The sequence below is a fragment of the Tepidamorphus sp. 3E244 genome, from assembly GCF_046159835.1.
Classification (GTDB): domain Bacteria; phylum Pseudomonadota; class Alphaproteobacteria; order Rhizobiales; family Tepidamorphaceae; genus JACKJK01.
The window spans coordinates 604,102-625,844 of sequence record NZ_JBJXCY010000002.1; the positions used below are offsets into that span (position 1 = coordinate 604,102).

General features: G+C 64.9%; 18 protein-coding genes and 1 tRNA gene. 14 read left to right on the plus strand and 5 right to left on the minus strand.

All coding sequences use genetic code 11. From position 1 onward, the window contains the following. Positions 1 to 24 precede the first annotated feature (24 nt). On the plus strand, positions 25 to 1,599 hold the full coding sequence (locus ACKTEK_RS11740) for a pilus assembly protein TadG-related protein (RefSeq protein WP_409165484.1): 1,575 nt from the start codon (positions 25 to 27) through the stop codon (positions 1,597 to 1,599). A 10-nt stretch (positions 1,600 to 1,609) separates the two neighbouring features. Here ACKTEK_RS11740 and ACKTEK_RS11745 read toward each other — a convergent pair whose 3' ends face one another. From ACKTEK_RS11745 to ACKTEK_RS11755, 3 genes are all read right to left on the minus strand, one after another. Further along, positions 1,610 to 2,200, minus strand: coding sequence for a GNAT family N-acetyltransferase (locus ACKTEK_RS11745; protein WP_409165485.1), 591 nt, complete (start codon positions 2,198 to 2,200; stop codon positions 1,610 to 1,612). A 6-nt stretch (positions 2,201 to 2,206) separates the two neighbouring features. Beyond that, positions 2,207 to 3,388: an adenylate/guanylate cyclase domain-containing protein gene (locus tag ACKTEK_RS11750; protein ID WP_409165486.1), complete on the minus strand. Its 1,182-nt coding sequence runs from the start codon at positions 3,386 to 3,388 to the stop codon at positions 2,207 to 2,209. Positions 3,389 to 3,473: 85 nt separating this feature from the next. After that, positions 3,474 to 3,884, minus strand: a complete 411-nt coding sequence (locus ACKTEK_RS11755) for a ketosteroid isomerase-related protein (RefSeq protein WP_409165487.1) — start codon at positions 3,882 to 3,884, stop codon at positions 3,474 to 3,476. Between the two features lie 410 nt (positions 3,885 to 4,294). On the opposite strand from ACKTEK_RS11755, the gene ACKTEK_RS11760 reads away from it, so the two are divergent. Continuing rightward, on the plus strand, positions 4,295 to 5,539 hold the full coding sequence (locus ACKTEK_RS11760; RefSeq protein WP_409165488.1) for a putative DNA modification/repair radical SAM protein: 1,245 nt from the start codon (positions 4,295 to 4,297) through the stop codon (positions 5,537 to 5,539). Next, positions 5,539 to 7,005 carry a UdgX family uracil-DNA binding protein gene (locus ACKTEK_RS11765; protein ID WP_409165489.1) on the plus strand — a complete coding sequence of 489 codons (1,467 nt, stop codon included), beginning with the start codon at positions 5,539 to 5,541 and terminating at the stop codon, positions 7,003 to 7,005. The genes ACKTEK_RS11760 and ACKTEK_RS11765 overlap by 1 nt, the downstream gene beginning before the upstream one ends. Positions 7,006 to 7,052: 47 nt before the next feature. Here ACKTEK_RS11765 and ACKTEK_RS11770 read toward each other — a convergent pair. After that, positions 7,053 to 7,129: transfer RNA gene (locus ACKTEK_RS11770), tRNA-Met, on the minus strand. A 109-nt stretch (positions 7,130 to 7,238) separates the two neighbouring features. Beyond that, complete coding sequence (mnmA, locus tag ACKTEK_RS11775; RefSeq protein WP_409165490.1) at positions 7,239 to 8,441, minus strand: tRNA 2-thiouridine(34) synthase MnmA; 1,203 nt, start codon at positions 8,439 to 8,441, stop codon at positions 7,239 to 7,241. 341 nt (positions 8,442 to 8,782) lie between these two features. Between mnmA and ACKTEK_RS11780 the strand changes: the two genes are divergently transcribed. From ACKTEK_RS11780 to ACKTEK_RS11830, 11 genes are all read left to right on the plus strand, one after another. Next, positions 8,783 to 10,543 carry a flagellar hook-length control protein FliK gene (locus ACKTEK_RS11780; protein ID WP_409165491.1) on the plus strand — a complete coding sequence of 587 codons (1,761 nt, stop codon included), beginning with the start codon at positions 8,783 to 8,785 and terminating at the stop codon, positions 10,541 to 10,543. A 36-nt stretch (positions 10,544 to 10,579) separates the two neighbouring features. Further along, positions 10,580 to 11,236: a flagellar hook assembly protein FlgD gene (locus tag ACKTEK_RS11785; RefSeq protein ID WP_409165492.1), complete on the plus strand. Its 657-nt coding sequence runs from the start codon at positions 10,580 to 10,582 to the stop codon at positions 11,234 to 11,236. A 176-nt stretch (positions 11,237 to 11,412) separates the two neighbouring features. Further along, positions 11,413 to 11,688 carry a DUF1153 domain-containing protein gene (locus tag ACKTEK_RS11790; RefSeq protein WP_409165493.1) on the plus strand — a complete coding sequence of 92 codons (276 nt, stop codon included), beginning with the start codon at positions 11,413 to 11,415 and terminating at the stop codon, positions 11,686 to 11,688. Positions 11,689 to 11,802: 114 nt separating this feature from the next. Further along, entirely contained in the window at positions 11,803 to 13,443 is a 1,641-nt protein-coding gene (locus ACKTEK_RS11795) for a glycosyltransferase (RefSeq protein ID WP_409165494.1), read from the plus strand. Positions 13,444 to 13,634: 191 nt separating this feature from the next. Continuing rightward, positions 13,635 to 15,263, plus strand: coding sequence for a flagellar basal-body MS-ring/collar protein FliF (gene fliF, locus ACKTEK_RS11800; RefSeq protein ID WP_409165495.1), 1,629 nt, complete (start codon positions 13,635 to 13,637; stop codon positions 15,261 to 15,263). Continuing rightward, entirely contained in the window at positions 15,260 to 16,327 is a 1,068-nt protein-coding gene (gene fliG, locus ACKTEK_RS11805; RefSeq protein WP_409165496.1) for a flagellar motor switch protein FliG, read from the plus strand. Before fliF ends, fliG begins: the two co-directional genes overlap by 4 nt. Positions 16,328 to 16,363: 36 nt before the next feature. Then, a complete protein-coding gene (locus ACKTEK_RS11810) occupies positions 16,364 to 17,080 on the plus strand; it encodes a flagellar assembly protein FliH (protein WP_409165497.1) in 717 nt (238 codons plus the stop codon). A 4-nt stretch (positions 17,081 to 17,084) separates the two neighbouring features. Continuing rightward, entirely contained in the window at positions 17,085 to 17,432 is a 348-nt protein-coding gene (gene fliN / locus ACKTEK_RS11815) for a flagellar motor switch protein FliN (protein ID WP_409165498.1), read from the plus strand. A gap of 24 nt (positions 17,433 to 17,456) precedes the next feature. Then, on the plus strand, positions 17,457 to 18,812 hold the full coding sequence (locus ACKTEK_RS11820; protein ID WP_409165499.1) for a sigma-54-dependent transcriptional regulator: 1,356 nt from the start codon (positions 17,457 to 17,459) through the stop codon (positions 18,810 to 18,812). Positions 18,813 to 18,902: 90 nt separating this feature from the next. After that, on the plus strand, positions 18,903 to 21,047 hold the full coding sequence (flhA, locus tag ACKTEK_RS11825; protein ID WP_409165500.1) for a flagellar biosynthesis protein FlhA: 2,145 nt from the start codon (positions 18,903 to 18,905) through the stop codon (positions 21,045 to 21,047). A 60-nt stretch (positions 21,048 to 21,107) separates the two neighbouring features. Continuing rightward, positions 21,108 to 21,734: a GNAT family N-acetyltransferase gene (locus ACKTEK_RS11830; RefSeq protein ID WP_409165501.1), complete on the plus strand. Its 627-nt coding sequence runs from the start codon at positions 21,108 to 21,110 to the stop codon at positions 21,732 to 21,734. The last annotated feature ends 9 nt before the right edge of the window (positions 21,735 to 21,743 follow it).

Genomic DNA, 21,743 nt, shown 5'->3' on the forward strand with positions numbered 1-21,743 from the left:
GTGCGGGCCACCGGAGCCGCCCTCATGGGCAAGTGCCGCCAAATCTCGATCCTCGTCGCCCGTCTGTGCGCTCGCTTTGCGCACGACCGGGCCGGCGCGGCCGCCATCATCTTCGCCCTCGCGCTGATCCCCATGCTGGGCAGCGTTGGCGTCGCGGTGGACTATTCGCGCGCCAATTCGCTGCGCGCCAAGCTGCAATCGGGCGCGGACGCTGCTGCCCTTGCTGCGGGCAAGAACCAGTCAGGCTCCGAGGCCGAGCGCCGCGTGATCGCCAACGAGGTTTTTGCCGCGAACGCCACCCAGCTCAAGTTCACCGACGCCTACAAGCTGACATACAAGGACGTGGATGACGGCGCCGCCTCGCGCGTCGACGTGTCCGCCAAGGTTCCGACCACCATCTCCGGCCTGCTTGGCATCAACGAGATCACCGTCAACGTGCGCGCCGAAACCGGGCGCAGCGGCGGGACGATGGAAATCGTCATGGTGGTGGACACCTCCGGCTCCATGGAAGGGAGCCGCACTTCCACGCTGAAGAAGGCGGCGCGCGACCTGGTGAAGACGCTGTTCGGGTCGGAAAACAACCATCCCAGCATTTCCATCGGCATCGTCCCGTTTGCCGCAGCCGTCAATGTCGGTCCGGAAAACGAGAGCGCATCATGGATGGATCGCAATGCGGTTGCCAAATACCACTTCAACAATTTTGGCTCCAAGCAGCTGACTCGGTTTGAAATCTACGACGAGCTGAAGAACGTGAAGTGGGATGGTTGTGTGGAAGCGCGCCCCTATCCGCTTGATGTCGATGACTCGACACCCGTCAGCAGCAACAGGGACAGCTATTTCGTGCCGCTGCTGGCACCCGATGCCCCGGACACCGATGCGGGCTGGCGCAAGGATGATTTCATCAACAATTACCTCAGCGATGATGGCGGTGATTGTTCGCGCAGCGACCGGGCAGATGACTCTGCCAAGGGTCGGCAGGAGCGCGTATGCAAGTACAAGGGCTCACGTGCCGACACGAGCGCGCGCTACGGCACGAAGATGGGACCGAATTTCCTGTGTGATGCGCGCCCGCTGACGCCGCTGACCAACAAGAAGGGCGACCTGAACTCTGCCATTGGCCAGCTCACTTCCTATGGTGGCACCAACATCCACGAAGGCGTGATGTGGGGCTGGCGCGTGCTGTCGCCGGGGGCTCCCTTCACGGAAGGCAAGCCCTACAGCGACAACAAGAACAAGAAGATCATGATCGTCATGACCGACGGTTCGAACTTCCACGGGGCCTTCAACAACATGAATGGCTCCTGGTACTCGGTCTATGGCTACGCGTCGGAAGATCGGCTCGGAACCGGGCTTTATTCGACGAACCAGCTTGTCGAAGCCATGAACAACCGCACGCTGGAAGCCTGCAGCAACGCCAAGAAGAAGGGCATCATGGTCTACACGATTGCCTTCGACGTGAATGACCGCGATACCCTTGCGATCATGGAATCCTGCGCGTCCAGCCGGAGCATGGCCTACAATTCGAAATCGACCGGCGACCTGCTGACCGCGTTCGACGACATCGCCAAGAAGCTTGGAGAACTCCGGCTCGCCAAATAGGGCAGGCCCTTCACAGCGCGCGCAGCCAGAACTGCAGCGGCTTCTCGCTCTCGCGCTCTTCGCCGATTTCCTGCCACCCGAGACGCGCCTGCATGCCGAGCACCGGCTGGTATCCGCGCCCGCGCCAGAAATCGTCCAGCGGACGATGGTCCGCCGGGCGGCGCGGATCGTCTTCATCGCGGATCACCGCGCAGAATGCCGTGTAGGCGAACCCGCCAAGCGCGCGCGCCTGCGCCTCGCGATGGTCGAAGAAGGCATGGCCCGCGCCCTGCCCGCGATAATCCGGCAGCAGGATCGATTCCCCGAAATAGAAGATTTTCGACGCGTCGTAGCCGTGGCTTGCAACGGGCGCTGTGAACGCCTCGACCTCGCTGGCGAGTGGCGTCGAGGTCGACGCACCCACGATGCGGCTGCCGTCATAGGCGGCCACCACGAGCGCGCGCGGGTTGTCGCTGTAGCGCGCGAGATATCGCGCTTCGTAGTCTTCGCTGCCCTCGTAGAGATAGGGCCAGTCGCGGAAGATCGAGATGCGCAGCCGCGCAAGATCCGGGATCACCGCCTGCAGCGCGGGGCCTGTCAGCTTTTCAAACCGCAGCGCCATGACAGCTCACACCGGCTGGAAGACTTCGATCACGTCGTCGAAACTCGCTACCGCGTGATGCCCGCAGGATTGAACGCGCGAGTCCAGCTCCGCGCAGAACGCCTCGCTCAGCAGCAGCGGAATGCCGAGCTTCTTGTTGAGCCGGCCCACCCGGTCGGTGAGATTCACGTCCCGCCCGACCACGGTGAAATCGAGCCGCTCGCCGGAGCCGACATTGCCGAACGCCGCCTGCCCGTAGTGCAGCGCGATGCCGATCTCGAACTTCGCGCCCTCGCCGGAACATGCGCCCGGAACCGCCGCGAGCGTCGCCTTGGCAGCCTTCAGGGCGGAGGCCGTCGCCCCTTTCGCCCCGCACTGGCCGTCGGGGAAGATCGCGAGAATGCCGTCGCCGATGAACTTCAGCACGCTGCCGCCATTGGCGGTGACGTTCGGAACGACGCAATCGTAGTAGCGGTTGAGGAGCTCGGCGGTGTCCTCGGCGCTCATGTTCTGGGTGCGGCGGGTGAAGTCGCGCATGTCCACGAACATGATGGCAGACGAAATCCGCGTGACCTCGCCGCGATGCACGGTGCCGGACAGAATGCGCTTGGCCGGCTCCTCGCCCACGTAGATCGACAGAACTTCGCGCATGATCGTGTCGAGCATCCGCAATTCGACAGCCGCCGCAAACGCCGGCAGCGCCATGTTCAGCACGTCCTTGTCGGCCTGCGAGAACATCTCCGGTGAGGTGGTGGAAATCGACAGGGCGTTGACCGTGCCGTTGGTGAACTGCAGCGGCAGCGCGACGTAGTTCGTCACGCCCTTCTCGCGCAGGTCCGGCACGATCCCGAAGGCCTCGTCCGGCGTCTCGTCAATGACGAGATCGACCCAGTCGAGCGTGTCGTGCACGGCCTTGATGGGGCTTGTCTCGTACAGGCCGAGATCGCGTTCGGCCCAATCGTAGGTCGCCGTAGAGATCCCGCCCTCCGGCGTCCAGATGACGCTGCGCGCAATGACGGTCGCCGTTAGCACACGTGTCGAGATCATCAGGCGCGAAATCGGAAGCCCGGCTTCCACGAGGTGTTCGGAAAATCCCTGCGTCAGGCGTTCAACGCCATCGCAGCGCAACCCCTCCGACAAGAGCCACGCAAGCACGGGCGAGGCCCGGTTGGCGATTGCGATCGTGTCATTGCCGACATGCTGGTTCATCGCGGTCCACTCCCCTGTGCCCGCATCATCCCTGACCACCAATATGGGGCTTGGGTCGCCATGCGCAAAGCGCCGGCGGGAAAGTTCAGCGAACCTGCGCGATCCAGTCGTTCAGGTTGTAGTGGGTGGTCACCCGCGAGATCAGCCCGTCATCCACCTCGAAAAACGTGCCCGCGGGGATGGTGTAGCCCTGCCCGCGTGCCGGCGGCAGGCCCTCGTCGGTCTCCAGGTACTCGCCGTGCACGACGAATTCCGCCGCAGCCCGCGTCCCGCTCTCGTTGGTCATGATGACGATGGCGTCGAGCCGCTCGCGGTAGCGCCGGTTCATCCCGATCAGGAACTGCTTGAAGGCCTCCTGACCGATTTCCCGACCGCCCTGGTTGATGTCGTGGGCGACATCCTCGCTCAGGCAGTCGAGCATCCCCGAAATGTCGCGTGCGTTGAACGCATCGTAGTAGCGCGCAACGAGCGCGCGGGTTTCCTCGGGGCTTGCCATGTCAGGGACTCCAATCGGTCACGGGATTTGATCGTCAGTTGCCGGCCAACATGGCCGACGCGCGGGGATAGGTGGGAGCGGCTTGAGCGAGATCAAGCGGCGGGCGTTTTTTCCAAGCTAGGCCAAGGCATCGTTCGGCCCAAGTCCATGGAGGAAACAATGACGACGGCAACTCTTCTCATCATCACCGGCGTTGTCATCGCGTTCGGCGCGTTCGCCTTGACGCTTGCAGGCGTCGACCTCGCGTCAAAGCGCTCGCGCAAGCCCATCGCCTGAACAATTACTTTCAATAGACAGCTCGCAGGGCGCGGTTTTCCGCGCCCTTTTTTTGTCTTCAGCTTTTGAAAATTCCCACCCTGCGACCGCATGGCACGTCAAATCTTATTGCCCGATGACTTCAAGAACATTACATGAACATCATGGCTTCCATGACCCTTCAGCGCAAGCTCGAGATTCTCGCCGACGCGGCAAAGTACGACGCATCCTGCGCCTCTTCCGGCGGCAAGAAGCGCGACAGCCGGGATGGCAACGGCATCGGTTCGGTGACCGGAGCGGGCATCTGCCACGCCTATGCGCCGGACGGGCGCTGTATCAGCCTGCTCAAGATCCTGATGACGAATTTCTGCATCTACGACTGCGCGTTCTGCGTGAACCGCGTAAGTTCGAACGTGGAGCGTGCCCGCTTCACGCCGGAAGAGGTCGTCCACCTCACGCTGGAGTTCTATCGCCGCAACTATATCGAGGGGCTGTTCCTGTCCTCCGGCATCATCCGCTCGCCGGACGAAACGATGGCCGACATGGTTCGCATCGTGCGCACCCTGCGCGAGGAGCATCGCTTTCGCGGCTACATTCACCTCAAGACCATTCCCGATGCGTCACCGGGCTTGGTCGAGGAAGCGGGCCTGTGGGCCGATCGCGTGTCCATCAATGTCGAGCTTCCGACTGACGGCGCGGTTTCGCAGTTCGCGCCGGAAAAGAAGCCGGACCAGATCCGCAAGGCCATGGCCGATGTGCGCCTGCGGCGGGAGGAAAACGCCGACAAGACACGGACTGGCAAGAAACCGCGCCAGTTCGCCCCCGCCGGCCAGTCGACGCAGATGATCGTCGGCGCCGATACCTCCAGCGACGTGACGATCCTGAAAACCTCCACGCGGCTCTATTCGTCCTACCAGTTGAAGCGGGTCTACTACTCGGCGTTCTCGCCGATCCCGGATTCATCCGCCGCGCTGCCGCTCATCAAGCCGCCGCTCATGCGCGAACATCGCCTCTACCAGGCTGACTGGCTTCTGCGCTTCTACGGCTTCAACGTCGACGAGATCGCCGCTGCCGCGCCCGGTGGCGACCTCGATCTTGCCGTCGACCCCAAGCTTGCCTGGGCGCTTGCCAACCGGCATCTGTTCCCGCTCGACATCAACCGCGTCGACAAGGAAACCCTGCTGCGCATCCCCGGCATCGGCACCAAGACGGTGAATCGCATCCTTGCCGCCCGCCGGCACCGCACGCTGCGCTATGACGACCTGAAGCGCATGGGCGCGAACCTGAAGAACGCCAAGCCCTTCATTTCGCTGCTCGACTGGTCGCCGCGCAAGCTTGCGGACGAAGCAAACCTGCGGGCCCGCTTCGCGCCACCGCCGGAACAATTGCAGCTTCTGTGATGCGCACCATCGCACTGCCCGAGATCGGGACATTCGATGCGTGGCGAGAACAGGCACGCGCGCTCGTCAGCGCCGGCATTCCGCCGGAAGACATTGCGTGGTCCTGTGGTGAGCAGGCAAACGACCTGTTCTCGGCCACCGCGAATGGCGGGGAAGAAGGATCGCAGAACGGCGACGCGAAGGCTCCGGCTCTTGCCGTGCCGAAAGCGTTTGTCTCGCTGGCGGGCGATGTCGTGTGGCACGGCGACCCGGAGCGCTTCGCGCGGCTTTACCAGTGGCTCTGGTTCATCGCACGTGATCGCACCCGGTCCCGCGACAGCGCCGATCCGCTCCACACCCGGCTTCAGGCGATGGCGAAGGACGTGCGCCGCGACAAGCACAAGATGACGGCCTTCGTGCGCTTTCGCGAGATCGACCCGCTGACCGAAAACCGCCGTCGCTTCGCCGCCTGGTTCGAGCCGACCCACCGCATCGTGGAGCCGACCGCGCCGTTCTTCGTGCGCCGGTTCGGCGACATGGACTGGACAATCTGCACGCCGACGCTCACCGCGAGCCTCGAAGGCGGCAAGCTGCGCCTTGAACCCGGCAGCACCAAGCCGGACCTGCCCGCCGACGCGACCGAGGACCTCTGGCGCGCCTACTTTCGAAACATCTTCAACCCGGCGCGCCTGAAGCCCGATGCCATGCGCGCCGAAATGCCGAAGAAGTACTGGCGCAACCTGCCCGAAGCCGAACTCATCCCGGAAATGATCGCGACCGCGCAGGCGCGTGCGCGCGAGATGGCGGCGGCCGCGCCAACCTTGCCGCCGGTGCGCGCAGGGCGCATTACCGAGAGGCTGAAGGTCACGACCGAAGCCCCGCCCCCAGTCGGCACGCGGGCAGAATACGAAGCAGCGCTTTCCGGCTGCCGCCGCTGTCCGCTTTGGGAGAACGCAACGCAGGCGGTTCCCGGCGAAGGCCCGCTCGACGCTGAGTTGATGATCGTTGGCGAACAGCCCGGTGACCGCGAGGATCTGGCAGGCCGTCCCTTCGTCGGCCCGGCGGGTCAGCTGTTTGATGCGGTCGCGCAGGAAGCCGGCATCGACCGGTCGCGCGCCTTCATCACCAATGCCGTGAAGCACTTCAAGTTCGTGCCGCGCGGCAAGCGCCGGTTGCACCAGAACCCGAATGCGGGCGAGATCGACCATTGCCGCTGGTGGCTCGACATGGAGCGCAACATCGTCCAGCCCCGGCTGATCCTCGCCATGGGCGGCACCGCCCTGCAATCACTCACCGGGGAGCGCAAGGGCATTCTGTCGCGGCGCGGCAAGATGGAGGAAGCGGCCGACGGCACGCCGCTTTTCGTGACGGTGCACCCAAGCTACATCCTGCGACTTCCGGAACAGCGCCTGCGCGATGCCGAACGCGAGCGCTTCCGCGCCGATCTGCAAGAGACCGCGAGATTGCTGACCAAGCTGGCCGCCTGATCCAGTCACCGGCTCGAGATCGTTCAGCGATTTGTTGAGAGAAGGATTGGTAGCGGAGGACGGACTTGAACCGCCGACACGCGGATTATGATTCCGCTGCTCTAACCAACTGAGCTACTCCGCCCCAAACGGGTCATCCGCTGGCCATGAAGGCCGCAGACGAGCGGGCGATATACGGCGCGCGCGCCGGACGTGTCAAGCTGACGGATGCGCCTTGCGCGGACGATCCGCGCTCATCGCGCGCCTGCCGCTTCCAGGCCGCGGGAACGCGCCGTATCGGGCACGGCATCGAAGGCGGAACGGGTGGCGTCGATGGTGCCGCCGCCCAGCAAGCGGCCGCGCTCGTCCGACAGGTCGTAGAAGGCGCAGGCCTGCCCCGGCGACACGCCGGTTTCCGGCTCCAGCAGTTCCACCGCCGGTGCCCCGTCGACCGTCAGCAGGCGGGCTGCAACGGGCGGGCGCGTGGAGCGGACCTTCACCGCGATGTCCCTTTCGCCGGACAGCGCACCGTCCAGGTTGTCTTCACCGATCCAGTTGACGTCGCGCAGCATGACGATCGCTGTTTCGAGCGCCGTGCGCGGCCCGACGATGACGCGGGCGTTCACCGCATCGAGCGCGACGACATAGAGTGGCTCGCCTGTCGCAACGCCGATGCCGCGGCGCTGGCCGACCGTGTAGCGCAGGATGCCTTCGTGGCGGCCGAGAACGCGGCCATCGAGATGCACGATCTCGCCCGGCTCTGCCGCATCGGGACGCAGCTTCTCGATAACCTGCGAGTACTTGCCGGTCGGCACGAAGCAGATATCCTGGCTGTCGCTCTTTTCGGCGACGGACAGCCCGTACTTGCGGGCAAGCTCGCGGGTCTCGTCCTTGTGCATGTCACCGAGCGGGAAGCGGAGGAAATCCGCCTGCGCCTGCGTCGTGGCATAGAGGAAGTAGCTCTGGTCCCGGTCCGGATCGATGGCGCGGTAGAGCGCGCGGCGCCCGTTGCCTTCCGGCGCGGGGCGCGAGGAAATGTAGTGACCAGTCGCCAGCGCCTGCGCGCCAAGATCGCGCGCGGTGTCCAGCAGGTCGTGAAACTTGATCTTCTGGTTGCAGCTGACGCACGGCACCGGAGTTTCACCGGCGATGTAGCTGTCGGCGAAAGCGTCGATGACCGCTGTCTTGAAGCGCTGTTCGTAGTCGAGCACGTAGTGGGGAATGCCGAGCGTCTCCGCAACGCGGCGCGCATCGTGGATGTCCTGCCCCGCGCAGCACGAGCCCGCGCGGTGCGTTGCTTCGCCGTGATCGTAGAGCTGCAGCGTGACGCCCACCACGTCATAGCCCGCCTCTTTCAGCAGGCCGGCCACGACGGAGGAGTCCACGCCGCCCGACATCGCGACGACGACACGGGTGTCCTGCGGGCGTCCCTGAAGATTGAGATCCACTGCGCTCATAAGTCTCTCGTCCCCGGCGCGCCGATGCAGCACCGTTTATCGCTCGGCAATCTAGGCCTTGGGCAAACAAAAAACCAGCATGTGCAGCCAGAATGCGGCGCTTTATCGGCATGGGGCGCGACCCGGCAGAACCTGCCGCCTGCCCGGCAATGGGTGCCGCTTCCGGCGACCAGCCGCAACGATCTGGCGCGCGTCGAAAATCACAAGTCATTGTTTTATTAGGTATTTTTCTGCCGCCCAACCGATTTGGCACAATTGGCCCGCCGATTGCTGGTGTGACTGCGACCAATTCCGTATGCGCGCTGCGAATGGCAGCCCGCGCGTCGAGGAAAGACCGGCAAGTGACAACAGCAAGCGTGATTTCCTTCCTGCAGCCCGGCATCCAGCCCGGCTTGAAGGCGAATGCAGGTGCAGCGCCCCAGAAGGGCGAGACGCCGTTCGCGCAGTTCATGTCGGCGATCGGGCTCGAGCCGGAGACAGTTCCGGGCCAGCTCGTCGCCGCATCGCGCGCGACCGCCAAGGTTGATGGCGCCGCCACGCGTGCGCAGAAGGGCCCTGCCCTGCCCGCGCCGCTGCAGTTCCTCAAGCTGATCGGCGAGGCGCTCGAGACACAGCTGGCAGAGGGCGGAGACCTCGCCGAACTGGCCGAGGCGGGAGAACTGCCTGCCGAGATCGAAAACCTGCTCCAGCAATTCGTGGACCTGCCTGGCGATGCGCTGGCCCAGTTGGAAAGCCTGATCGGCCCGCAGGCCGTCGCCGGCCTGCAGCAACTGTCGCAGGCAGCCGGTATCGGCACTCAGGCGGATGTTGGTGACATCGCCGGCGTCGACGGGCTCAACACGCCGACCGCCCCAGCGTCCGGCCCGCCTGCGGGCGACGAAATGGCCGACCAGTCAGCAAAGGCACCTGTTGCACCCACGACACCGCCGGCAACACCTCCCGCGCCGGGCACGGCAGATGCGGACGCAGTTCCTGCCTCGACCGCCGCCGCAACAGGCGAGGCCGCCAAAGTTTCGGATACTGCGAGCAAGCCCGCAACGGCACCGGTTGCCGAGCCGAAGGTCGGCGCGGCAGCATCCGTAACGGCCAATGCGGCACAGGCGCAGGCGACCACCGGCGACCAGCCCGAAACACCCGCCACCAAGCCTGCTGGCGAATCCGGCACCAAGCCTGCGGCAGACGCCGCACCGGCACAGGCACGTGCGACGGGGGAAACCGCAGCCAAAACCGGCCTGCCCGCACAGCCGGTCACCGCACGCGCCGGCACCACGGCAGGCAGCGCTGCAAGTGATGACTCCGGCGCGACGGCAAGTGCCACCGCGACGAGTTCTGCGAGCGGCAGCTCGGACGCCGAAACCGTCAACACCGCACGCGAAACCACGCGCAACGGCCTGCGCACGCTGCTTGAAAAGGTAATCGGCACCGGCTCGCAGATGCAGCAGGCGCAAGGTGCAACCCAGCAGGGCAACGACAATTCGCTCGGCGCCACCATCCGCGCCGCCGCAGCCGCGCGGCAGGCCCAGAGTGCGGGTCTCAGCGCCGATGCCCCAACACCCGACATGATCCCGACGGGGGGAACCCCGGCGCAGGCGGACCCGATCCTGATCGCGGGCGACCGCGCCTTGCCGCCGGGCGTGTCCGCGCCGGCGCGCAGCGTGACGCTGCCGGCCTACGGCACATCGCTGCCCGTGGCCCAGCTCGCCGTGACCATTTCCAGCCAAGCGCGCGGCGGCACCCGCCACTTCGACATTCGCCTCGACCCGCCGGAAATGGGCCGGATCGACGTGCGCCTCGAAATGGGACGCGACGGCACGCTCAACGCCCACCTGACGGTGGACCGGCCGGAAACCTACGACGCAATGAACCGCGATGCGCGGCAGCTTGAACGCATGTTGCAGCAGTCCGGCATGAAGCTCGACAACACCTCGCTCCAGTTCTCGCTGCGCGATGGTGGCGAGGGCCGCCACGGCAGCCAGGCGCAGGGCGAGGGTTCATCCAACAATGCCGCCACGGCGTCGCAGCGCGAAGATGATGCAGCAGCGCCTGTTGCACCTGCCTACATGCGCGGCGTGTCCGACGCACTGGTCGATATCGAGGTCTGACGGGCCTGAGGCCCCAACCCAAGGAGTACCGCGTTCATGATCCTGGATGCCATTTCGAGTGCCGCAGGCACCTCATCCGCCGCGAAGGATCGCGCAGGCATTGCCGACAACTTCGACACGTTCCTGCAGATCCTGACGACACAATTGAAGAACCAGAACCCGTTGGAGCCCCTGGACACCAACGAGTTCACGGCACAGCTCGTGCAGTTCTCGCAGGTCGAGCAGCAGATCAAGCAGAACGAGAACCTCGAAGCGATCACGCAGCTTGCCGCAGCGACCGCCGCCACGAACGCCGTCAGCTTCGTGGGCAAGCGCGTCAGCGTGTCGACGACCCAGTCGGAACTGACCAACGGCACCGCCAACTGGCAGTACAGCGCGGCCAAGGATGCCGACGCCGCGAAGTTCACGATCCGCGATTCCGCCGGCAAGGTTGTGTGGACGGGCGAGCGCGACATCTCCAAGGGCGACAACAATTTCACATGGGACGGGCGTGACGCCGGTGGCTTGAAACTGACTGACGGCAACTACACGCTGAGCGTCTCCGCAAAGGACGCCGATGGCGAAACTGTCACGGTCGGCATCGCAGCGGAGGCGATCATCGACGGGGTCGATTTCTCCGGCGAGGAGCCCCTCCTGCTGGCCGGGGACACCACCATTCCCATGAGCAGCGTCAAGCGCATCCACAACCAGTAAGGCAGGCCGCACCGGCGGGACGGGCGTTCTGCGCCCGCTCGCAGGCCCTTAACTTTCCTGAACAAACCCTTGCCATGCCAAGGGAAAATGCCGCTCCACACTTTAGCCAAATTTTAAGCGCGGTCACTTACCGTACTCCACAGTTCTTGTTGCGTATGCGTATGTGTGGAGTATCGATGAGCGAGCTTTCTCGGCCACGGGTCAGGTATGTCATTGGGCCTGACGGGTCACCCCTGACGATTGCCGACCTTCCCCCGGCAAACACCAAGCGGTGGGTGATCAGGCGAAAGGCGGAAGTTGTCGCTGCGGTTCGCGGCGGACTTCTGTCACTGGAAGAAGCGTGCAAGCGCTATACCCTGACAGTTGAAGAGTTCCTCAACTGGCAAAACTCCATCGACCGGCACGGGTTGGCCGGCTTGCGCACCACGCGCATCCAGCAATACCGCCACTAGCAACGTCTGCACGCCGCACTTCTCCGCGGTTGATGAGACGGCAAATCAAGAGGCTGCCTCCGGGCGGCCTTTTCGTGCTTGCCTGACCGGATTTGTTGCCTTCGTGCCCGGTCCATGCCAACCAGAGCCGGCAACATCACGAGGCTTTACCCCCGCGCCATGATCCCGCGTATCATTCATCAGACTTGGCGCGACGCGCACTATTCCAGTGAAAATGGCAGCCCGGAAAGCTGGCGGGAAAACAATCCCGGCTGGGAATACCGCCTGTGGACCGACGACGAGCTGGAATGGTTCGTCAGTGACACGTTTCCCCGGTTCGCGGAGCTGTATCACGCCTACCCGAACCCGGTTCAACGCGCCGATCTCGCCCGCTACATGCTGTTGAAGACGTTCGGCGGCGTCTACGCGGACATGGATACCGACTGCCTCGCCCCGCTTGATCCCATCGCCGACGAAGACCGCGTGGTCGTGTGCGAAGAGCCGCGCGACCACTGGCAGCCTTCGCAAGTGCGCGGCATGAGCCTGCAACTGTTCAACGGTACATTCGCAAGCCCCCAGGGCCATCCGCTCTGGGACGATGTTCTGGAGCGCGCCTGGCGAATGCGGATGGCAATCAGCAAGGACGTGCTGGATTCAACCGGACCGCTCGTCTTTGCTGCCGCAGTCGCAGGCTTTGCGAAGCCTGACGAGATCTCGGTGAACTCCTGCCACCTGTTCAGCCCGAACGGCAAGGACGGCAAACCGGCCAGCGATGTGCGACACGGCGACTACGGACACCTTGGCCTGTCGCGGCACAACTGGGCCGGAAGCTGGTTCTCAGACTACCGAGCCAAGCCGTTCAACAATTTCAAGGGTCGCTTCCGCAAGCGCCGCGCGCAGCGCGATGCCAGGCGCTATCCGAGCCCGGAAGATCAACTTGCGAAGATCGATCGCGAGCGCGCTTTGCGGCCGCTGCCTGCCTACCGCGATGATGCCCCGCCCAGCGTCGCGATCTTCGTTCCCGTCCGCAACGCTGCCCACGCCGTGCGCCTGTTGATGCAGCAGGTTGCCCGGATCGACTATCCCCGCGACAGGTTGCGCGTCGTCTTCGGCGAGGGGCCGAGCACCGATGCGAGCGCCGCCATTCTCCAGCGGTTGAAAGAACGCCACGAAGGCGATTTCGCGGGCTTTGACGTGCTGACTTTCGACGGTCCCGACCGCCGATCGAGCGGGTCGCGCTGGCTGCCGTCCGAGCAGCTTGTCCGCCGGGCCGCCATCGCCAAGGCGCGCAACCGGCTGCTGCGCGAGGGTTTGCGCGATACCGACGAACGCGTCCTGTGGATCGACGCCGACGTCTGCGAATTTTCACCCGGCATCCTGCGCCGGCTGCTTTGCGAGGACGAAAAGATCGTCACGCCCAATTGTGTGCTGGAATGGAACGCACACAGCTTCGATCTCAACGCCTTCCTCCAAACCGCCGAAGTCGTCGAAGTGATCCGTTACAAGCACTACAAGCACGGCCTCATGCAGCCGCCGCCGAACGACTACACCCGCCGCCATCTGCACGAACTTCGATACCTCGAGCGCATCCCCCTGACGGGGGTTGGCGGCACAATGCTGCTGGTCGATGCAGAATTGCACCGCGCAGGGCTGGTCTTTCCCGAAACGCCCTACCGCGAACTGATCGAGACGGAAGCCTTCGGCGTGATGGCCAACGATCTCGGTATCGTCCCCATCGGGCTGCCGAACGTCGAAATCCGGCACGTTTCAGCGTGAATGGGGCGTCAGCGAAGCGCCCGTGAGGCTGCTTGTCCTCCCGATTCGGCACAAACTTTCGCTCTGTTAACCATCCGTTTACCACCAGCTAGGAAATTATTGCCCATCGGGCGGTTGCACCGGCAGGCAAGAATTTCCCCTTCCGCACCTTGCAAGCCGCGCATCCGCCCGCAACTGGCCAGGGGCAACACGTGCTGAATCCGCTGTTCGATTTCCTGAAAAGCCTTGGCGCACCGCGCATTGCCGCGATGGGCGCGGTCTCGCTCGGCCTGCTCGGCTTCCTCGTCTGGTTCGTGATGCGGCTCTCCACATCCCCGCTGGTGCCGCTCTACACCGACCTCACATTCCAGGATTCCAACGCGATCGTGGGCGAACTTGATTCGCGCGCCATCGAATATGACCTGCGCCAGGACGGCGCGGTGATCCTCGTCCCGCGCGACCAGGTCCTGCGCCTGCGCATGGACCTCGCAGCGGACGGCCTCCCGTCAGGCGGCGGTGTCGGCTACGAGATCTTCGACAAGGGCGACAGCCTCGGCGCGACGAGCTTCGTCCAGAACGTCAATCACCTGCGCGCGCTGGAAGGTGAACTTGCCCGCTCGATCCGCACCATCAAGGGCGTGCAGGCCGCGCGCGTGCACCTCGTGCTGCCCGAGCGCCAGCTCTTTGCCCGTGACCGCACCGAACCCTCTGCCTCGATCGTCCTGAAGTCCCGAGGCATGATGGAAATGTCGCAGATCAAGGCGATCCAGCACCTCGTTGCCTCCGCCGTGGAAGACCTGTCTCCGGGCCGGGTGTCCGTCGTCGACGAGCGCGGCAAGCTGCTCGCATCTGCTGAATCCAACGATGCCTTTGCCATGTCCGCCACCCTCGACGAACGCCGCGTCGAGATCGAGCATCACCTGCGCAACAAGGTCGAGGCGCTGGTCGCCTCCGTGGTCGGCAACGACCGCGTGCGGGTGCGCATCGCAGCCGACATCAACACGACCCGCACCACCGAGACCGCCGACATCTATGATCCGGCCGGTCGTGTGGTGCGCTCCACCCAGACCCGCGAAGAGCAGAACACATCCAGCGAACCTGTCGCCAATGACGGCGTGACGGTGGGCAACGAACTCCCCGGCGCCAACCAGAATGGCGCTGATGACGGCAACGCGACCCAGGCCGGCAACACGACGGAAGAAGTCGTCAACTACGAGATTTCGCGCACCACCCGCACCCAGGTGCAGGAAGCAGGCAACCTGCGCCGCCTCTCCGTCGCGGTGGTCGTCGACGGAGTCTACAGCACCGGCAACAACGGCGACGTCGTCTACCAGGAGCGCACCCAGCAGGAACTCGACCGAATCTCGGCGCTGGTGCGCAACGCCGTCGGCTACGACGAGAGCCGTGGCGACAGCATCGAGGTCGTGAACCTGCGCTTTGCCGACAACCCTGTCTCGCTTGCAGCGGCTGACGAGGGTGGCTTCCTGACCTTCACCAAGGAAGACTACTTCTCGATTGCAGAGATGGTGGTGCTGTTGATCGTCGGCCTGCTCGTCCTGCTGCTGGTGGTGCGTCCGCTGGTGCGCCGCATCCTGGCCGAACAGCCCAAGCCCGAGGCCGACAAGGCCGCGCAGCTGACCGACCAGAGCGCTGACGCGGCCGCCGCCCTGCCCGCGCCGCAGGCAGAACGCGCGCCCGCGCCCAAGCCCGAATTCCTGGAAGCCGCGAAAGCCGCCGGCAGCGTCCAGGCGGAAGTCATGGAAGAAGTCGGCCAGATCGTCGAATCCAATCCCACTGAAGCCGTCAACGTGCTGCGTCACTGGATCCAGGAGGCGGCATGAGCCAGCAGGTCGCCACCATCGATCCGACGACCCCGACCGTCCGCGATATCGACGCCAACACACCGCTAACCTCGATTTCCGGATCGGAGAAGGCGGCCATCGTGTTGCTCGCGCTCGGCCAGGAACATGGCCGTGCCGTCTGGGCTGCATTCGATGACGACGAGGTGCGCCGCATCTCGATCGCCATGTCCAGGCTCGGCAAGGTCTCCCCGGAAATCGTCGAGCAGCTGCTCGGTCAGTACATCATGGAGCTCGGCAAGGCCGGTGCGCTCGTCGGCAACTTCGAGAACACCGAGCGCCTGCTGGTGCAGTTCCTTCCCGAGGATCGCGTCAACGCGATCATGGAAGAAATCCGCGGCCCCGCCGGGCGCACCATGTGGGAGAAGCTGTCCAACGTTCAGGAAGACGTTCTCGCCAACTACCTGAAGAACGAGTACCCGCAGACCATCGCAGTGGTGCTTTCAAAGATCCGCGCCGAACACGCCTCGCGCGTTCTCTCCATCCTGCCGGAGGAACTGGCGCTGGACGTGGTCGCCCGGATGCTGCGCATGGAATCGATCCAGAAGGACATCCTGGACAAGATCGAGCAGACCCTGCGCATCGAGTTCATGGCCAACCTCTCGCAGACGCGCCGCCGCGATGCGCACGAGTTGATGGCCGACATCTTCAACAACTTCGACCGACAGACCGAGAGCCGGTTCCTGACCGCGCTGGAGGAAGACAACCGCGAAGCCGCCGACCGCATCAAGCAGCTCATGTTCACCTTCGACGATCTCGGCCGCCTCGATGCCGCCGGCATGCAGACGCTCATGCGCAGCGTCGACAAGGACAAGCTCGCCATCGCCCTGAAGGGTGCCAGCGAAAAGATGCGCGACTTCTTCATGGAGAACATGTCGCAGCGTGCCGCCAAGATGCTTCAGGAAGACATGGACGTTCTGGGGCCGGTGCGCCTCAAGGACGTCGACGAGGCACAGGGAAGAATGGTCAACATGGCCAAGGACCTCGCCGCACGCGGCGAGATCCAGATCAGCAAGAAGGGTGGCGAGGACGAGATGGTCTACTGACCATCCGCCTCTGGTTGAGAGTTGAAAGTGGAAATGATGGCAAAGCCCGCTCCGTACATGTTCGACGAGGTCTTCGCGATTGCGCAGACCGGCGAACCCGAGCCCGAGCGTTATGAGGAGGAAGACCTCAAGAAGGCCGCCCATGACGCGCGCCAGGAAGGCTATGCCGCGGGCGAAGCCGCCGGCCGCGCTGCCGCGACCGCGCGCATCGAAAACCAGCTTGCCAAGGCCTGCGACCGACTGTTCGACACCCTGCCCGGCCTGATCGCCGCCTCCGACGCCCACCGCCACATGGCCGAGGATGCCGCTGTCGACGTTGGCGTTCAGATGGCCCGCAAGCTGTCGCGCGCGCTCGTTGCCCGCTACCCGCTGGTCGAGATCGTCGACCTGTTCCGGCAGGCCATCGACGAGGTCCGCACCATTCCCCACATCGTTCTACGCGTGCACGAATCCCTGTCCGAACCGCTTTCGGAACGCGTCGACAAGCTTGCGCGCGAAACCGGCGTGCAGGGTCGCATCGTCGTGCTCGGCGACCCGGACATCATCCCCGGCGACGCACGGCTCGAATGGGCTGACGGCGGCATGGTTCGCGACAGCGCAGAACTGGAAGCCAGCATCGAGGACGCCGTGAAGCGCTTCGCACTGCGCCGCCCGCAGGCGCGCCCCGGCCGCCCCGAACCCATGGCCGACGACGTGAGCGGCGGCCCGGGCGACGACACGCAAAATTCACCGCAAGACGGCCAGGAGGCCTGACCCCATGTCCGACGAAACAGATACCCCGTTCGGCGAGATCGGCGACCTGCCGGCAGGCGGTGCGTCCCACTCGCATGACCACGACGACGACAGCGGCCACCACACCGCCGGCGAGCTGGAAGCCGTCTTCGACATACCGGTGAAGGTTTCCGCCGTGCTGGGCCGCTCGCGCATGGAGGTGAACGACCTCCTGAAGCTCAGCGAGGGCTCCATCGTCGAACTCGACCGCAAGGTCGGTGAAGCCATCGACATCTACGTCAATGACCGCCTCGTGGCGCGCGGCGAAGTCGTGCTCGTTGAAGAGCGCCTCGGCGTGACCATGACGGAAATCGTGAAGGACGAGCGCGCCTGAGTGCGGCTCGCGGGAGATTGAGCGATGAGACTGCTGATTGCCGGAACGCTGAAGGGTCAGCTCACCGAAGCCACCCGGATCGCCATGAGCAAGGGCGCGAAGGTTGTCCACGCCGAGACGGTCGACCAGGCGCTCGCCACGTTGCGCGCCGGACAGGGTGCCGACCTGGTGATGATCGACGTGATGCTCGATGTCGCCGATCTCATCACCAAGCTGTCGGCGGAACGCTTCCACGTTCCCGTCGTCGCCTGCGGCACCGATACCGACACCCGCGCTGCCGTGACCGCCATCCAGGCCGGGGCCAAGGAATACATCCCCCTTCCCCCGGACCCGGAACTGATTGCCGCCGTCCTTGCCGCAGTCGCCGATGAGAGCCATGCGCTCATCTACCGCGATGCCAACATGGCCGGCGTCGTGCGCCTCGCCGAGCAGATCGCTGGCGCCGACGCCTCGATCCTGATTTCCGGCGAGTCCGGCACCGGCAAGGAGGTTCTCGCCCGCTTCGTGCATCGCAAGTCCAAGCGCAACGAGAAGCCGTTCATTTCCATCAACTGCGCCGCCATTCCCGAAGCGCTGCTGGAATCGGAACTCTTCGGCCACGAGAAGGGCGCCTTCACCGGCGCCGTCGGGCGGCGCATCGGCAAGTTCGAGGAAGCCAACGGCGGCACCCTGCTGCTCGATGAAATCTCCGAGATGGACGTGCGCCTTCAGGCGAAGCTCCTGCGCGCCATCCAGGAACGCGTGATCGACCGTGTCGGCGGCACGCGCCCCGTCCCCGTCGATATCCGCATTCTGGCGACCACCAACCGCAACCTGGCCGATGCGGTGAAGGCCGGGACCTTCCGCGAGGACCTGCTCTACCGCCTCAACGTGGTGACGCTGAAGATTCCGCCGCTGCGCGAGCGCCCGGAAGACGTGCTCGCACTGGCAGACCATTTCGCCCACAAGTATGCCGAAGCCAACGGCATGGACGAAAAGCCGCTGTCGGCGGACGCGCGCCGCGAACTGGTACGCAATCGCTGGGTCGGCAACGTGCGCGAGCTGGAAAACACCATCCACCGCGCCGTGCTGCTGTCGATGGGTGGCGAGATCGGGCCAGAAGCCCTTGCCATGCCGGATGGCGCGAGCCTCTCCTCCGGCGATGCCGCCTCGCAGGCGGCGATGACGGCGGAGGCCGTGACCCGCAACCTCGTGGGCCGCACCGTGGCCGACGTGGAGCGCGATCTCATCCTCGACACGTTGGACCATTGCATCGGCAACCGGACCCATGCCGCCAACATTCTCGGCATCTCCATCCGCACGCTGCGCAACAAGCTGAACCAGTATTCGGCCGAAGGTCACGACATCCCGCAGCCGGGCGAAAGTCGCTCCGTCGCCTGACTTTTTTCGTCCGCTCCGCGGCCCGATTAACCATCGGTTAACCATGAACCCGGCAAAAATTGCCGGGTACACCGGGCCACGGGAACATTGATGAGCGACACCAGCAGAGCCAGCGCACGCACCGCCGAGGGAGGGGGCGTCCCCACCTTCCGCGAGATCGTGGATTTCATCCGCCGTGGTGATATCGCGCTCGCGCTCGGCGTGATGACGATCCTCGTCGTCCTCATCATGCCGATGCCGCCGTTCGCGCTCGACATCATGCTGGCGATCTCGATCATCTTTTCGGTCCTGATCCTGATGACCGCGCTGTTCATTCGCGGCGTCCTGGAATTCTCAGCCTTCCCGACCGTGCTGCTGGTCGCGACCATGCTGCGCCTGTCGCTTAACCTCGCCTCCACCCGACTGATCCTCGCCAACGGCCACGAAGGCACGTCAGCGGCTGGCCGCGTCATCGAGGCTTTCGGCAACTTCGTGATGGGCGGCAACTTCGTGATCGGGCTGATCGTCTTCGCGATCCTCGTCACGGTGAACTTCGTCGTCATCACCAAGGGTTCGGGCCGTATCGCGGAAGTCGCCGCGCGCTTCTCCCTCGATGCCATGCCCGGCAAGCAGATGGCGATCGACGCCGACCTGTCCGCCGGTCTCATCGACGAGGAAACCGCCAAGACCCGCCGCCGCAACCTCGAAGACGAAAGCGCCTTCTACGGCGCCATGGACGGTGCCTCGAAGTTCGTGCGTGGCGATGCCATCGCCGGCCTCATCATCACCTTCATCAACGTGATCGGCGGCATCATCATCGGCGTCGGCCAGATGGACCTGAGCTTCGCCGAAGCCAGCGCCTCTTACACGCTGCTGACGGTCGGTGACGGCCTCGTCTCGCAGGTGCCCGCGCTCATCGTCTCCATCGCTGCCGGCCTTCTGGTTTCCAAGGCCGGCGTCAGCGAGGATTCCGATACCGCCCTCGTCACCCAGCTTTCCAGCTACCCCAAGGCCCTTGGCATGACGTCCGGCGTCATGGCCGGTCTCGCCCTGCTGCCGGGCATCCCGCTGCTGCCGTTCCTTGGCCTGTCGGCTGCGGTCGGCGCGATGGCGTGGTCGACGAACAAGTCGAAGCAGAACGCCGTCGTCGAGGCCGAGCAGAAGGAGTTCGAGGCAGCCCAGCCCGTGGTCCCGGCGGAAGAGCCGATCTCTGCCGCGCTCGCCATGGACGACATCAAGCTGGAAGTCGGCTACGGCCTGCTGCCGCTGGTCAACTCGGCTGACGGCGAGGACCGCCTCACCAACCAGATCAAGGCGCTGCGCCGCCAGCTTGCGCAGGAACTGGGCTTCGTCATGCCGCCGGTGCGCGTGCTCGACAACGTGCAGCTCGAGGCCAACGACTACTGCGTGCGCATCAAGGAAGTCGATGCCGGGTCCGGCACCATCTTCCCCAATCAGGTGATGGTGATGGACCCCGCGGGCGGCCAGATCGACCTGCCCGGCTTCCACACGGTGGAGCCGACATTCGGCCTGCCGGCGACCTGGTGCGAGGAAAGCCAGCGCGACCGCGCCGAGATGAAGGGCTACACCGTCGTCGACCCGGCGACAGTCATCTCCACGCACCTTACCGAGTCCATCAAGGCCAACATGTCGGAACTGCTGTCCTACGCCGACGTGTCCAAGATGCTGGCGGACTTGCCGGGCGACCAGCAGAAGCTGGTGGACGACATCGTACCGGGGCAGGTCTCCATGTCCGCGATCCAGCGCGTGCTGCAATACCTGCTTGCCGAGCGTGTCTCGATCCGCGACCTGCCGACGATCCTCGAAGGCATTGCCGAGGCCGCGTCCTTTGCCCGTTCCCCGCAGGCCATCGCCGAGCACGTTCGCTCGCGGCTTTCGCGCCAGCTCTGCGCGCAGCACATGGCGCCGGGCGGCTACCTGCCGATCCTGTCGCTGTCGCCCGACTGGGAGCACGCCTTCTCGCAGTCCCTCGTCGGCGAAGGCGAGGAGCGCCAGCTCGCCATGGCGCCGTCCAAGCTCCAGAACTTCGTGCAGAACGTGCGCGATTCCTTCGAGCAGGCCGCCCGCGACGGCGAACTGCCCGTGCTGATGACGAGCGCCGCCAACCGCCCGCACGTACGCGCCATCGTCGAGCGGTTCCGCCCGCAGACAACCGTCATGTCCCAGAACGAGGTGCATATCCGCGCTCGCCTGAAGACGCTCGGCAACGTCGCCGACACCCGGGCCGCCGCCTGACGGCGTTTCGCGCGCGCTCCACCGCTTGACCGCGCCGCCGATCCTGCGCCAACTGGCGCGATGAATACGATACCGCTGACTGTCAACGGCCTGACCGAGCTTCCCCACGGCATGATCGCTTCCATCGCGACCATGCTTGAAATGAAGGCACCCCCCAAAGGCTTCGCGCCGATGCGCTCGCCCTTCGGCTATTCGCTGGAGCGCCTGAAGGGCGCCGACGTGGACCGCTACCTCACGCTCTACCGCGATATTGGCGGGCCGTGGCTCTGGTACTCCCGGCTGATCCTGCCCGAGGACGAGTTGCGCGCCATCCTCGATGATCCGCGCGTCGAGGCCTACGCCATGACAGGCGGCGGACGCGATGTGGGCATCCTCGAACTCGACAACCGCGTCTCGGGGGAAACCGAACTGGCTTTCCTCGGCCTGACGCCGAAGCGCGTCGGCGCAGGCTTTGGCCGCTACCTGATGAGCGAGGCGATCAACCGCGCCTTCATGCGCGGCATCCGCAGGCTGTGGGTCCACACCTGCACGCTGGACCACCCCAAGGCCATCGACTTCTACAAGGCATCCGGCTTCGAGCCATATGCCATCGGCATCGAGATTGCAGACGACCCGCGCGTCACCGGCCTGCTGCCGCGCGATACGGCTCCGCATGTGCCGATCATTGCCGAACGCGTCGTGATCTGAAGGGCCATC

Excerpts from the sequence above, each read along its gene's own strand:
- ACKTEK_RS11740 (WP_409165484.1), top strand. The coding sequence starts at position 25 with ATGGGCAAGTGCCGCCAAATCTCGATCCTCGTCGCCCGTCTGTGCGCT.
- ACKTEK_RS11745 (WP_409165485.1), bottom strand. The coding sequence starts at position 2,200 with ATGGCGCTGCGGTTTGAAAAGCTGACAGGCCCCGCGCTGCAGGCGGTG.
- ACKTEK_RS11750 (WP_409165486.1), bottom strand. The coding sequence starts at position 3,388 with ATGAACCAGCATGTCGGCAATGACACGATCGCAATCGCCAACCGGGCC.
- ACKTEK_RS11755 (WP_409165487.1), bottom strand. The coding sequence starts at position 3,884 with ATGGCAAGCCCCGAGGAAACCCGCGCGCTCGTTGCGCGCTACTACGAT.
- ACKTEK_RS11760 (WP_409165488.1), top strand. The coding sequence starts at position 4,295 with ATGAACATCATGGCTTCCATGACCCTTCAGCGCAAGCTCGAGATTCTC.
- ACKTEK_RS11765 (WP_409165489.1), top strand. The coding sequence starts at position 5,539 with ATGCGCACCATCGCACTGCCCGAGATCGGGACATTCGATGCGTGGCGA.
- mnmA (WP_409165490.1), bottom strand. The coding sequence starts at position 8,441 with ATGAGCGCAGTGGATCTCAATCTTCAGGGACGCCCGCAGGACACCCGT.
- ACKTEK_RS11785 (WP_409165492.1), top strand. The coding sequence starts at position 10,580 with ATGATCCTGGATGCCATTTCGAGTGCCGCAGGCACCTCATCCGCCGCG.
- ACKTEK_RS11790 (WP_409165493.1), top strand. The coding sequence starts at position 11,413 with ATGAGCGAGCTTTCTCGGCCACGGGTCAGGTATGTCATTGGGCCTGAC.
- ACKTEK_RS11795 (WP_409165494.1), top strand. The coding sequence starts at position 11,803 with ATGCCAACCAGAGCCGGCAACATCACGAGGCTTTACCCCCGCGCCATG.
- fliG (WP_409165496.1), top strand. The coding sequence starts at position 15,260 with ATGAGCCAGCAGGTCGCCACCATCGATCCGACGACCCCGACCGTCCGC.
- ACKTEK_RS11810 (WP_409165497.1), top strand. The coding sequence starts at position 16,364 with ATGGCAAAGCCCGCTCCGTACATGTTCGACGAGGTCTTCGCGATTGCG.
- fliN (WP_409165498.1), top strand. The coding sequence starts at position 17,085 with ATGTCCGACGAAACAGATACCCCGTTCGGCGAGATCGGCGACCTGCCG.
- ACKTEK_RS11820 (WP_409165499.1), top strand. The coding sequence starts at position 17,457 with ATGAGACTGCTGATTGCCGGAACGCTGAAGGGTCAGCTCACCGAAGCC.
- flhA (WP_409165500.1), top strand. The coding sequence starts at position 18,903 with ATGAGCGACACCAGCAGAGCCAGCGCACGCACCGCCGAGGGAGGGGGC.
- ACKTEK_RS11830 (WP_409165501.1), top strand. The coding sequence starts at position 21,108 with ATGAATACGATACCGCTGACTGTCAACGGCCTGACCGAGCTTCCCCAC.